A 13283-nucleotide genomic window follows, 5' to 3' on the forward strand; every position below is an offset into this window, starting at 1 on the left:
ATGTCGACGTTCCTTGCAGACGGTCCCGCTGCTGCTCCAGCGGGGAGTGGACTGCGGTCGATACCCGGCAATCGGGGCTTGCCGTGGATCGGTGAGACGTTCGAATCCATGCACCACCCGATGGAATGGGCGACGCGCAGGTACGAAAACTTCGGCCCGGTTTCCTGGACCACGTCGTTCGGCATCACGACCGTGTCGATGCTGGGGCCCGACGCGTTCGACACCGTGATGATGAACCGCGACAAACACTTCGCGAGCGGTCCGTTCTGGAACTTTCTGATCGGGCCGTTCTTTCATCGCGGCCTGATGCTGCTCGATTTCGACGAGCACCTGTTCCACAAGCGCATCATGCAGCAGGCGTTCACGAAGACTCGTTTGACGAGCTATCTCGACGCTATGAACCCGACCATCGACGCCGCGATGGACCAATGGTCCGAAGGCGACCTGCGGGCGTTTCCAGCGATCAAACAGATGACGCTCGACGTCGCGACGCGGACGTTCATGGGCGCCGCGCTGGGCGGGGACTCGGACCGCGTCAACCGGGCGTTCATCGACTGCGTTCGCGCCGGTACCGCATACGTTCGCTTCCGCGTGCCTGGCTTGCGATGGTCGCGCGGACTGACCGGTCGTCGGGTGCTGGAAGACATGCTGCGCAAGGAGATCCCGGCTAAACGGGCCGGCAACGGCGACGATCTGTTTTCGGCGCTATGTCACGCAAAGAGCGAGGATGGGCATAGCTTTTCCGACGACGACGTCGTCAACCATATGATCTTCCTGCTCATGGCTGCGCATGACACGACCACCATCACGATGTCGATGATGATGTTCTACCTCGCCAAGCATCCGGAGTGGCAGGCCAAGTGCCGAGCTGAGAGCCTTGCGCTGGGTAAGTCGAGCCTGGACTACGACGACCTGGACAATCTTGTGTCGCTCGATCTCGTGATGAAAGAGTCTTTGCGACTGGTCCCGCCTGTGGGTTCGATTCCGCGCGCAACCGTCGCCGACACCGAAGTGATGGGCTACTTCATTCCGGCCGGCACGTTTGTCAGTGTCATGCCCGATTTCACGCACCATATGCCGCAGTACTGGAACGAGCCGAGGAAGTTCGATCCAGAGCGCTTTTCTGCCGAGCGGCGCGAGGACAAGGTGCACAAGCACGCGTGGGTGCCGTTCGGTGCGGGCGCTCACAAATGCATCGGACAACATTTCGGTGGCATGCAAGTCAAAGCTGTGATGCACAAGATGCTGCAGAACTTCGAATGGAGCATCGAACCCGGCTATCGATTGCGCCTCGATCACACGTCGTTGCCCCGGCCCAAAGACGGATTGCACGTCTGTCTGCACCGACGTTCGTAGACGGTCCCTGACTGTGCGGAGTTGACTATCTCACAAAGCCTGTTACCGCTGGTACCGGGTATGTGAGAATTCCTCGACCCCGCACGCGTAGCCAGGAGCCAGTAGTGAATCTCGTCGAAACTCTGAATACAGCCACGAGCAACGCGTGGGCCCTGTTGTTCGGCGGCGGACTCGAGCCGTATACGCCCGCTCCTTCCACAGTTCTGTCCGACGAGCCGCACCGGTTGCTGCGTCGTTACGGCGATCCCGAGACGCGCGTAGGCACGCCGGTCCTGATGGTGCCGCCCTTGGCCGCCCCGGCAACGTGCTTCGACCTGCGTCCCGGCCAGAGCCTTGCAGAATTCCTGCTCGATTCGGGACGCACGCCGTACCTCCTCGACTACGGCACGATCTCGTACGCCGACCGTCGACTCGGCTTCGAGGAATGGTTCGACGACATCATCCCCGGCGCGATACGGCAGGTCTCCGCAGACAACAACGGTGAACCGGTCGACGTGGTCGCGTGGTGCCTCGGCGGCACGATGACGCTCATGACGGCCGCAGCCCACAACGACCTCCCGATCCGGTCGATTGTCACTGTCGCGACTCCGATCGACTACGGCAAGCTGCCCAATCTCGCCCCGATCCGCAGGTTTGCCCGGCTGACCGGCGGTTTCGAGGGAACGCTGCTCAGCCGACTCGCGGGCAGCATCCCGAGTCCGGTGGTGCAGGCGAGCTTCCGAGCCACCGCGATCGAGCGCGAAATCAAGAAGCCGTGGTTCATCGCGTCGAACCTGCATCAGACCGAGAAGCTGGTCCAGATGGAAGCGATCGAGCGATTCATGGGCATGATGCCCGCCTACCCGGGCCGCCTCTACGGTCAGCTCTGGGGACGCATCATGGTTCGCAACGACCTTGCGAAGGGGCGGCTCAAACTGGGCGACCGGACCATCGACTTCTCGAACATCGACGTTCCTGTGCTCGCGGTAGCGGGCACAGGCGACGCGATCACATCGGTCGAGTCTGCGCGGAAGATCGTCGAGATCCTGTCGGGTGCGCCGACTGTGCAGTTCGAGGAAGTGCCCGGCAGTCATCTCGGTGTTCTGGCCGGGCCGGCCGCGAAGGACACGACCTGGCCGCACATCGATAAGTTCCTCGCGGCCTGATCAGCGCAACCGGCAACCGACCAGTACGTCAAGTCTTCCTGTTGTACAGCCACATCGAGATCGGTCCGAACACCGCAACGAACCCGGCGCTCCAGCCGAACACGATGAGGAGATCGTGAAACTCGACCGAGCCTTGCATCAGACCGCGCGTGGCGGTCACGAGATGGCTGATCGGGTTGACGTTCACGAACGCCTGCAACCAGCCGGGCATCGTGCGCGGGTCGACGAAGATGTTGCTCGCGAACGTCAGCGGGAACAGGATCATCATGCTGACGCCCAAAACGGCCTGTTCGGTACGCATGATCATCGCCAGCATCGTCCACACCCACGAGATGCTGAACGAGAACAGCATCAGCAGCGCGGCGCCCAGCAGCACGCCGATGACGCCGCCGTGCGGTCGGAAGCCGATGATCAGGCCCAGGACCAGGGAGATCGTGATCGCGATCGTGTACCGCACGATATCGCCGAAAAGCGCTCCCACCAGTGGTGACGGTCGCCAGATCGGCAACGACCGGAACCGGTCGAACACGCCCTTCTCAATGTCTTTGTTGATGGTCAGGCCGGTGTACATCGTGATCATCACGATCGTCTGCACCAGGATGCCGGGCAGCAGGTACTGCACATACGCCTCTGTCGACCCGGCCAGCGCACCGCCGAAAAGGTAGGTGAACATCAGCGTGAACATGATCGGGAACATCGTCACGTCGAACAGCTGCTCGGGGACGTGCTTGATCTTCAGCAACGCCCGCCATGCGAACGTTATCGACGTCGAGAAAGCCGAGGGGCGTGCCGGCCGCGGACCGGACGCGAGCACTTTCGCGACCGCGGAGGTGTCGAGCGAGCCCGGTTGTGACGGTGGCTCTTTGGTGGTCGTGATGGTCATCGCGCCGTCTCCTCGGCAAGTTCGGTTTCGGGCTCTACGTGTTTGCCGGTCAGGGCAAGGAACACCTCGTCGAGGCTCGGCTGGCCGAGAGCGAACGTGGCGATGTCGATGCCCGCGTCGTGCAGTGCGGGCAGTGCACCCGCGACGACGCGCGGATCGGTGACGCGCGCGGTCATCGCAGCGGGATCGGACTCTTCGACGACCTCGACCTCCAGGACACGCCGCAGGATCTCTGCCGCATCGCCTCGCCGGACCTGGTCGGCGACGCGAACGTGGAGTGCGCCCGCCCCCACCGACGCCTTCAGCTCGCCGGAGGTGCCTTCCGCGATGACTTTGCCGTGGTCGATCACGGCGATGCGGTCGGCAAGGTGATCTGCTTCGTCGAGGTACTGCGTCGTCAGCAGGACTGTGGTGCCGCCCGCGACGAGCGCTCGCACAATCTCCCAGACCTGATTGCGACTGCGCGGATCGAGACCTGTCGTCGGCTCGTCGAGGAAGATCAACTCAGGCGTCACGATGATGCTGGCGGCGATATCCATGCGCCGGCGCATGCCACCCGAGAACGTCTTGACCTGGCGACCACCTGCCTCGGTGAGATCGAATGCGGACAACAGTTCGTCGGCACGCGACCGGGCGGCGGCGCGCGAATAGCCGTAGAGCCGCGATAGCAGTACCAGGTTCTCGGTTCCGGTGAGATCCTCGTCCAGCGACGCGAACTGACCGGTCAGCGAGACCTTCGCACGGACCTCCTCGGGCTCGGCAGCCACGTCGTGGCCGAGTACCGTCGCCCGTCCGCCGTCTATCGGTAGCAGCGTGGCGAGCATCCGGATGGTCGTCGTCTTCCCGGCGCCGTTGGGGCCGAGGACGCCGTAGACGCCGCCGCGCCGAACCTCGAGGTCCACGCCGTCGACCGCTGTATTGGTGCCGAAGCGTTTGATCAACCCCTCGGTGTGGATAGCAAGTTCACTCATGTCTGTCCGCCCCTTTCGTACCTGCCCATGAATCGAGTCTCCCACCGGCCACCGACAGGAAATAGGACAAATGAGAACTTGTTGACATCGTACACATATAGCAGGGCGGCGCAATCGATTTATTGCTCAGAAGTTGCGGGCCGGTCCCGTCAGCGCCTCGATCACGGCTCCCATCTGCGCATACGCTCCTGCGGCCAGGTTCTCGAGCAGTCTGAGCTTCACAGCAGGGGCGGCGGTTGTGAGCGCGGTGAATCGCGACCGCGGCACAAGCGCGAGCCGCACCGGCGTATCTGCGCGGATGTCGTAGCCGAACGGCATACCGCCGAGTAGTTGCATCTCGCCGAACGACATGCCCGCCGACAATGTGGTGATGCGGTGCGACATCCCACCGCCGTCGGCGGCCAGCGTGCTGACCTGACCTTGCAGGATCAGGAACAAACCAGGACTCGAAGAATCGCGGCGAACGACGAACTCGCCGCGCGCGAAGGTCCGCTGCTCGATCTCGTCGGTCAACGACTCGACCTGCTCCGGCGTCAGGCCCGCGAGCATCGGGTGCGCAGCCAAATCGACGCGCTGCGGCTGCCGATCGACCGAGCAGTATCGGTCGAGAAGGACCTCCTCACACCATTGCTCGGCCGCATCGAGGTCGACGAACACGCGCCCCGCGGAATTGCCAGGAACGAGGCTCGAGGTCGTGTGACCGAACAACCCTTCGGGATCGACGAGCGCGGCCTCGCAGCCGCGTGTTGCCAGCGCCGAACGCATGTCTTCGAGCATTCTGCGGGCGACGCCGCTGACGTCGTCGACGCGGCGCACGTCGAGGATGAGCGCGTCGAGTCCATCGCCCTGGGCCGTCACCGCGCGAACCGCCGACTCCGCGCCTGCGAACAGCAGGTCGCCGTGGAGTTCGTAGATCCGTGCGCGTTGTCCGTATCGACGAAGGGTCGCGCGTTCGGTGTCGGTGCGGCGCCGCCGCGACGGTGCGTCCGAGATCGCGTAGCTCGATCGGATCGCCGCCCGCGCCGCGCGCGTGACATGCAAGAAATGGAGCTCCAATCGGGCCGACAACTCGCGGCACGCCTGGACGCCGCGGACGCTGTTGCCGTGCGAATCGAGCCGGGGCGAGTAGACCGCGATCCCGATCTGGCCTGGCAGCACAGCGAGAACCCCACCGCCGACGCCGCTTTTGGCAGGCAGTCCCACTCGCGCTACCCAGTCGCCGGCCGCGTCGTACATTCCGCACGTCGTCATGACGCTGAGGACCTGTTCGATCAGTTCGGGCGCCAGAGCGCGTTCGTGGGTCAGCGGGTTGACGCCGTTGTTCGCGAGCGTGGCGGCCATGACCGCGAGGTCGCGGCACGTGATGTCGATCGAGCACTGCCGGAAGTAGAGGTCGACGGCGCGCTCCGGATCGTCGGTGATGATGCCGAAGGATCGGAGCATGTGTCCGATGGCCCGGTTGCGATGGCCTGTCCGTGCTTCGGAGGCATAGACGGCCTCGTTCATGCTCAGCGCACGGCCCGCGTAACGGGAGTAACAGGACCTGAGACGCTCGTAACGTTCGGCCTGATCCCTGCCCTTGATCAATGCTGCCGATGTGATCGCGCCGGCATTGATCATCGGATTCCGCGGGCGTTCGGTGACGGGGTCGAGGCTGATCTCGTTGAATGGTTCGCCGGACGGCTCGACGTCGATCTTCTCGGCCACCGCCGCCAGTCCGCGGTCCGCGAGAGCGAGGCCGTAGGTGAGCGGCTTCGAGATCGACTGAATCGTGAATTCTCTTCGGGCGTCGCCCGATTCGTATACGTAGCCGTCGGCGGTCGCGATGCAGAGAGCGAAGCCGTCGGCCTCCACGGCGGCCAGCTCCGGGATGTAATCTGCGAGCGCGCCCGCCCGGTTTTCCGCGCACAGCGCGAACACTTCCGCGATGATGCCGTCGACGACGTTGCGCATTCGATCAACCTATCGATCGGACGGTGCGTGAGGTCGCGCGCGTCGGGATTCACTGTGATCCTCCACATAAACTGCGGCATAATGAGCGGGCAGTGCCTGGCGCCACAGTCGGGCCGCGGAAGTCTCCGTAGACTGGCGAGAACGATTTGCCAGCAGGCTCGGTAGCGAGCATCGGAAGCGTCCGGAGGGAGCGGTTCGTTGGGTGTACTTGCCCGGGTCGACCAGCCCGCAGATTTGCGCGGGTTAGCACCAGCGGAGCTGACCGAACTCGCAGCTGATATTCGCGATTTTCTCGTACACAAGGTCTCGGCGACGGGCGGGCATCTGGGGCCGAATCTCGGCGTCGTCGAGCTGACGATCGCCTTGCATCGCACCTTCGATTCGCCGAACGACGCGATAATTTTCGACACCGGGCATCAGGCGTATGTGCACAAGATCCTGACCGGCCGCAAAGACCGGTTCGACACGTTGCGCAAGCAGGGCGGACTGTCCGGTTACCCGAGCACGGCGGAGAGCGAACACGACTGGGTGGAGTCGTCCCACGCGTCCGCGTCGCTTTCCTACGCGGACGGTCTCGCCAAGGCATTCGAGCTGACCGGTCAGCAGCGCCACGTCGTTGCCGTCGTCGGCGATGGTGCCCTCACCGGAGGCATGTGCTGGGAAGCGCTGAACAACATCGCCGCGGGCAAGAAGCGGCCGGTAGTCATCGTCGTCAACGACAACGGTCGCTCCTACGCGCCGACGATCGGCGGGCTGGCCGACCGACTGGCGGCCCTCCGGCTACAGCCCGAGTACGAGCGTCTCCTCGACAGCAGCAGAAAATTCGTGCAGCGAATTCCGTACATCGGCCTGTCCGCGTATTCGGTGTTGCACGGGATCAAGGTCGGTCTCAAGGATGCGATGAGCCCGCAGGTGCTCTTCGCCGATCTCGGTATCAAATACCTCGGACCGGTCGACGGGCACGACCAGACCGCGCTGGAATCTGCGCTTCGCCGCGCGAAGGATTTCGGTGGACCGGTCATCGTCCACGCAGTCACGCGCAAGGGGATGGGGTACGCACCGGCCGAGAACCACGAGGCCGATCAGATGCACGCCTGCGGCGTCATAGACCCGCTCACCGGCCTGGCTACGAGCACCGCGGCGCCGGACTGGACATCGGTGTTCTCGGCCGAGTTGATCAACCATGGCGCCAAGCGCAAAGACATCGTCGCAATAACTGCGGCAATGGCGGGCCCGACCGGGCTCGCCGCGTTCGGGGACCACTTCCCGGATCGGATGTTCGACGTCGGCATTGCCGAGCAGCAGGCTGTGGCTTCGGCGGCCGGCCTCGCGCTCGGCGGGATGCATCCCGTGGTCGCGATCTATTCGACGTTCCTCAATCGCGCGTTCGACCAGCTCTTGATGGATGTCGCGCTGCTCAAGCTCCCCGTGACGCTCGTCCTGGATCGGGCCGGTGTGACCGGTCCCGACGGTGCGAGCCATAACGGCATGTGGGACTTCTCGTTGCTCGGCATCGTGCCGGGCATCCGGGTCGCCGCGCCGCGTGACGCGTCGACGCTGCGCGAAGAACTCGGCGAAGCGCTCGCCGTGACCGACGGCCCGACTGCTATCCGGTTCCCGAAGGGTGCCGTTGCCGAGGACATCTCGGCTGTGGACCGGATCGACGGCGTCGACGTCTTGCGTATGCCCCCGGAGGGCCACGGAGACGTGCTGATCGTGGCGGTCGGCTCGTTCGCAGCGATGGCATTGCAGACCGCGGAACTGCTCGCCGCCCAGGGCATCTCCGCGGCCGTGGTCGACCCGCGCTGGGTCCTGCCGATCCCCGAGGCGATCGTCAAGCTCGCCGAGGAGTTCAAGCTCGTTGTCACGCTCGAAGACGGCGGCATTCACGGTGGTATCGGCTCGACCGTCTCGGCTGTGCTGCGTGCCGCCGGTGTCGACGTGCCGTGTCGGGATTTCGGTGTGCCGCAGCGATTCCTGGACCACGCCTCGCGTGACCAGATCCACCGCGAACTCGGTCTGACCTCCGACGAACTAGCTCGCCGGATCGGCGGGTTCGTCGCCGGCGCCTGAGTCCGCAGCCGCTGACGCTGCACCCTGCAACGCCGGCGCCAGGGCCGGCACGGCCAGTTCCCGCTGCCATGGGCGCGCCGACCGTTCGGCCAAAAACTCGTCGATCGCAGTCGTGCGGTCCGCCAGGCTGTTCGAGTAGTCCAGGCCGTCCCAGCAGAGCCGCCGCAAGAGGTCGGGGAGCAGCAGGTTCTCCACCGGGATATCGACCTTTTCGCTCACCTCACGCATCGCGGCGCGAGCGGCGTCGAGGCGGTTCGCGGCGGCTGGATCGCGACGCGACCAGCGGTTGATCGGCGGGGGACCGTCGAAGGGCTGCGCGGTCGGCGGCAGTTCGCTCGCAGGCAACGCCGCCGCTTCGCGGATGGCGTCGAGCCACAGCCGCGACGACTTGCGCTGCCGGGGACCGCCGAATACGGGCAATCGACGAAGTTCCTCGATTGTCTTGGGTTGGGCAACAGCGGCGGAAACGATTGCAGAGTCGGGCAATACCCGGCCGGGTGCGATGTCGCGGTCGGCGGCGACGCGGTCTCGGGTCTGCCACAGTGACCGCACCGTGGCGAGCTGAGCCGACTTCTTCAACGTGTGCAGGCCCGACGTCCGCCGCCAGCGATCGGCCTTCGGTTTGGGCGGGCCGAGGGTGCGGATGTACTCGAATTCCTGTGCGGCCCAATCCGATTTGCCTTGGTCGTCGAGCTCCTTGACCATGGCCTCGCGTAGCTCGAGGAGCACCTCGACGTCGAGCGCGGCGTAGTTGAGCCACGCGTCGGGCAGGGGCCGCGCGGACCAGTCCGCGGCGCCGTGGCCCTTCTGCAGCCCGAGGCCGAGCGTGTACTCGACGATTGCCGCGAGACCGACCCGCTCGAACCCGGCGAGTCGACCGGCCAGTTCGGTGTCGAAGAGCTTCGCTGGGGCGAGCCCGAGTTCGGCCAGGCAGGTGAGGTCTTGGTCGGCGGAGTGCAGGATCCACTCGAGGCCGTTGATTGCGTCGGCGAGCGGCGCCAGCGCGTCCGGAATCGGAATCGGGTCGATCAGGAAGGTCCCGGCACCGGCGCGTCGCAATTGGATGAGGTACGCGCGACCGGAGTAGCGGAAACCTGATGCGCGTTCCGCGTCGACAGCGAGCGGACCGGTTCCGCCAGCGATCGCAGCAGCGGCATCGGCAACTCCGCGGGCTGTCGTGATGACAGCGGGAACGCCGTCGGCAGGCGCTAGCAAAGGCTGCGGCGCAGGCCGTACCGGCTCTGCGTCGACCTCGCCATCGATGTCCGACACATGGACGACATTACGCGACGACCCAGCGTGCGGTGATCATGGACGTGGTCGTACAGCGCCGCCGAGAAACGTCGACAGGACTCCACGAGCACCGCGAACCGCGAGACATTTAGAACGTGTTCTAGTTACGATGTCGGCATGGTGAACCTCGCGACCGTTGCCCCCGTTGGAAAACTGCCGGTGGGGGAGATGGTCGAACTGCCCGGCCGCGGCAGTACCTATGTCGTCGATACCGGCGATACCGGCGCGTCCGGGCCGCCGTTGATCCTGCTGCACGCGATGGCGTGCACCGGTTTGCTCACCTGGTACCCCGTACTCGGTGACCTGGCCAAACGTGGTCGCGTGGTCGTATTCGATCAACGCTGGCACGGTCGCGGGATCAGGTCGGCAAGGTTCTCACTCGACGATTGCGCCGACGACGTCGTCGCCGTCGCGGACGAACTCGGCATCGACAAGTTCGTCGTCGTCGGTTACTCGCTGGGGTCACTCGTTTCGCAGCTCGCCTGGAAACGCCATCCGGACCGGGTCGCGGGCATGGTCCTATGTGCGTCGACGACCACCTTCCGCGAACTACCGCGCGAACGACTCATCCTGGAGGGAATGAGCCGCGCGGTCGGACGTCTGCATCTGCGGCCGAGCCGAGTGTCCACCGACGAAATCACCGACCCCACGGGCGACCGAAAATGGGCGTTGGGTCAGTTTCGGCAGACCAGTTACGGCGCGATCAGTCGGGCCACCGCGGAGGTCGGCAAGTTCGACTCGAGCCAGTGGATCGCCGACGTCGACGTGCCGACGGCTGTGGTTGTCACTGCTCGTGACAAAGCGGTGCCGCCGCGTCGGCAGCACTTCATTGCCCAGCAGATCCGCAATGCGACGGCGTACGAAGTCGACTGCGGTCATGCGTCGTGCGTGATGGCCGCCGACGAGTTCAGGTCTGGGCTTTTGCCGGCTTGCGCTTCGGTGACTTCGCGCGTGCCGCGCTGAGCAACTCCTCGAGCGCCTCGGGAAACGCGTCGGCGAGCGACCACAGGTTCGGCACCAGTTCGCTGCACGCGATGAGTCCCACATTGAGCTGATTCTCGAGGGACAACACGGTGACGGTCAACCCGGCACCGTGGAAGACCGGGCCCAGCGGGTACATCGCCGTCACGCGTGCGCCGAGGAAGTACAGCGGCATCGGTGGCCCCGGGACGTTGGATACGACCAGGTTGTGGATGACGGGGTGACGGTCCGCGAGGCGCAATTTCGAATAGAGCCGCATCGCGACCCCGAACGTCGCGGGACCGGCGAACTGGCTCCAGTCCTGGAGCATGTTCGCGTCGATCGCCTGCTGGTGCAGTTTCGCGATGACGTTTGCCTCCGCGATCGCGGTGAGCCGCTCGGCGGGGTCGTCGATATCGGTCCGCAGCTGGCTGAACATCGAGGACACCTTGTTGGTGCCCGGTCGATTGGACTTCGCGTGGACCGACACCGGTACGACGGCTACGAGCGACGATTCGGGCAGCTCGCCTCGATCCTCGAGGTACATGCGGAGTGCGCTCGCGACGAGAGTGAGGACGACGTCGTTCACTTTCGCGTCGAAGGCCTTCTTGACAGTCTTGACCTCGCTGAGGTCGAGTTGGGCGTACGCGATGCTGCGGTGACCCGTGATCGTGCCGTTGAACGATGTACGCGGCGCAGTGAACGGGGCAGGCATCGCATCGCCGCGCCGCGCTCGTGAAATCCATTGCGGCAGAACAGGTACTGCGCCGGGGAGTAGCTTCGCCAATTGGAATGGACGGGCTGCGACCCCGAGCAGTCCGCCGACTGCCAACTCGAGGGTGCTGGCTCCGCCGGTCTCCCGCGCGGTGCTCGGGTCGGGCGCGGGGGCGTCCGGCTCGAGGCTGCACAGTTGGGACATCACGCTTGCGCCCGTAGCGCCGTCGACGCCCGCGTGATGCATCTTGGTCATGATGGCGATGCGGCCATCGGCGAGTCCTTCGACGACCCACATCTCCCATAGCGGGCGGGACCGGTCGAGCGGCTGGCTGGCGATGTGCCCGCACATTTCTGCGAGCGCCTCACGGTCGCCCGGTGCGTGTACCGAGACCCTGTGGCAATGGCGGTCGATATCGAAGTCGGTGTCGTCGATCCAGACCGGGTGATCGAGGTTGAGTGCCGAGTCGTGCAGTTTGCGGCGGAACGCGGGAATGAGTCGCGTGCGCTGGCCGAGTTCCTGCTTGAGTGCATCGAAGCTGTAACCGCCGGGGATAGTCGATGCGTCGAGTTCGATGAGCCCGCACACGTTCAGCAGCTGCGTCGGCGTCTCCATGTAAAGGAAGCTGGCGTCCAGTCCGCTGAGTCGTTCCATGTCGACAATACTAGAACGTGTTCTAGAATTTTGCACACGAAAGCGCAAAAGCAGTGGTGGAAGGCCATCTGGCGAATGTTCGCAGCGCGCGGAAAAGTTCACTCGCGGCAGTGTCGAACGTGACCAATCTACCGCCACGAGGTCACGCTCCTTCTGGCATTTCGTCTCGATTCAGACTCGACCTGTAGACGATTCTTGTTTTAGTCGTATAGACTAAAACTATGAGAGCGACGACAGAGGCAATCGCGGCTATTACGGAAGCCCGGACTCCCGAAGATTTGTTCGGGGTCGGCGCCGGAACATCCGACGCCGTCCGCGCCGCGAAGCGGGCCTTCCACAGGCTGGCGTTTCTGGTGCATCCAGACCGGGTCGCCCATGGCGAGAAGGTCGCAGCGGCCGTCGCGTTCACCCGCGTCGCCGAGCTTTACGAGCGTTGGCAGGTGCGTAGCGACGGAGGTGTTCGATTCGTCGGAGCGCACGGCGAATATGCGCTCGGCGCGCTGCATGCCAGGGGAGCGGTTGCCAACGTGTACCGGTCCGGCTCGGCGACGGTCGTGAAGATCCCGCGAAAGCCCAACGCCAACATGTTGATTGCGAACGAGCGTGCGGCGTTGGCGGACCTCGCCGCCCTGGCCGCGGACCACACTTGGCTCGCGCCGTACTTTCCGCGCCTCGTCGATCGGGCGACGCATGTCGACTCCGCTTCGGGCCAGACCCGCGAGGTCGACGTGCTGGCAGCGATGGTCGACGGCTTCGTTCCGCTGAGTGCGATCGCCCGCGCTTACCCGGACGGACTCGACCAACCCGACTACGCGTGGATGCACAGGCGATTGCTTCGCGCCGTCGCCGGCGCGCATGCGACGGGGTGGGTGCACGGCGCGATCTTCGCGGAGAACGTCTTGATCCACCCCGAATTGCACGGCGTCGTGCTCGTCGGTTGGTCCTTCGCAACGCGACCCGGGGGTGCGCTGGCCGCAACGGTCCGGTCGGGTACCTACCCGCCCGAAGTACGTGCGGGCCTCGCGGTGTCACCCGAGACCGACGTGTACATGGTCAATGCCTTGATGCTCGCCATGCTCGGCGACCGTGCACCCGACCCGATCCGTGCCTTTGCGATCGGTTGCATGCAGGACAACCCGCGCCTGCGGCCAACCGCAGCCGATCTCCTCGAGGAGTACGACGACCTGCTCGACCGGACCTACGGCAAGCGGCGGTTCCGACCGTTCGCTATGCCGGCGCACCTCCCGGACCTCCAGCCGACAATGAAAGGAAAGTGATTC

Annotated in this window: 10 protein-coding genes; 5 read left to right on the forward strand and 5 right to left on the reverse strand. The window is 64.8% G+C overall.

Annotation, left to right across the window (positions count from 1 at the left end):
- Together JGU72_RS10440 and JGU72_RS10445 are read left to right on the forward strand one after the other, a co-directional pair.
- Positions 1–1356, forward strand: a complete 1356-nt coding sequence (locus JGU72_RS10440; protein ID WP_199683829.1) for a cytochrome P450 — start codon at positions 1–3, stop codon at positions 1354–1356.
- 104 nt (positions 1357–1460) lie between these two features.
- On the forward strand, positions 1461–2501 hold the full coding sequence (locus JGU72_RS10445; protein WP_199683831.1) for an alpha/beta hydrolase: 1041 nt from the start codon (positions 1461–1463) through the stop codon (positions 2499–2501).
- A 28-nt stretch (positions 2502–2529) separates the two neighbouring features.
- Here the strand turns inward: JGU72_RS10445 and JGU72_RS10450 are convergent, their stop codons facing one another.
- The 3 genes from JGU72_RS10450 to glsA all read right to left on the reverse strand — a co-directional run bounded on the left by JGU72_RS10450 (position 2530) and on the right by glsA (position 6308).
- The gene (locus JGU72_RS10450; RefSeq protein WP_199683833.1) at positions 2530–3384 is read right to left on the reverse strand and encodes an ABC transporter permease; all 855 of its coding nucleotides are present in this window, start codon (positions 3382–3384) and stop codon (positions 2530–2532) included.
- Entirely contained in the window at positions 3381–4355 is a 975-nt protein-coding gene (locus JGU72_RS10455; protein WP_199683835.1) for an ATP-binding cassette domain-containing protein, read from the reverse strand. The genes JGU72_RS10450 and JGU72_RS10455 overlap by 4 nt, the downstream gene beginning before the upstream one ends.
- Positions 4356–4481: 126 nt before the next feature.
- The gene (gene glsA / locus JGU72_RS10460) at positions 4482–6308 is read right to left on the reverse strand and encodes a glutaminase A (protein ID WP_199683837.1); all 1827 of its coding nucleotides are present in this window, start codon (positions 6306–6308) and stop codon (positions 4482–4484) included.
- A 198-nt stretch (positions 6309–6506) separates the two neighbouring features.
- Between glsA and dxs the strand changes: the two genes are divergently transcribed.
- Entirely contained in the window at positions 6507–8381 is a 1875-nt protein-coding gene (dxs, locus tag JGU72_RS10465; protein WP_199683839.1) for a 1-deoxy-D-xylulose-5-phosphate synthase, read from the forward strand.
- On the opposite strand, the gene JGU72_RS10470 is transcribed toward dxs, so the two are convergent.
- Positions 8343–9653 carry a ribonuclease D gene (locus JGU72_RS10470; protein ID WP_307828384.1) on the reverse strand — a complete coding sequence of 437 codons (1311 nt, stop codon included), beginning with the start codon at positions 9651–9653 and terminating at the stop codon, positions 8343–8345. The genes dxs and JGU72_RS10470 overlap by 39 nt on opposite strands.
- Before the next feature lie 138 nt (positions 9654–9791).
- Here JGU72_RS10470 and JGU72_RS10475 point away from each other — a divergent pair, with 138 nt between their 5' ends.
- A complete protein-coding gene (locus JGU72_RS10475; protein ID WP_199683841.1) occupies positions 9792–10637 on the forward strand; it encodes an alpha/beta fold hydrolase in 846 nt (281 codons plus the stop codon).
- Here JGU72_RS10475 and JGU72_RS10480 read toward each other — a convergent pair.
- Positions 10582–12003: a WS/DGAT/MGAT family O-acyltransferase gene (locus JGU72_RS10480; RefSeq protein ID WP_199683843.1), complete on the reverse strand. Its 1422-nt coding sequence runs from the start codon at positions 12001–12003 to the stop codon at positions 10582–10584. The two genes, JGU72_RS10475 and JGU72_RS10480, sit on opposite strands and share 56 nt — an antisense overlap.
- 221 nt (positions 12004–12224) lie before the next feature.
- Between JGU72_RS10480 and JGU72_RS10485 the strand changes: the two genes are divergently transcribed.
- A complete protein-coding gene (locus JGU72_RS10485; RefSeq protein ID WP_199683845.1) occupies positions 12225–13280 on the forward strand; it encodes a hypothetical protein in 1056 nt (351 codons plus the stop codon).
- The last annotated feature ends 3 nt before the right edge of the window (positions 13281–13283 follow it).

Source organism: Antrihabitans auranticaus, from assembly GCF_016481275.1.
GTDB lineage: Bacteria > Actinomycetota > Actinomycetes > Mycobacteriales > Mycobacteriaceae > Antrihabitans.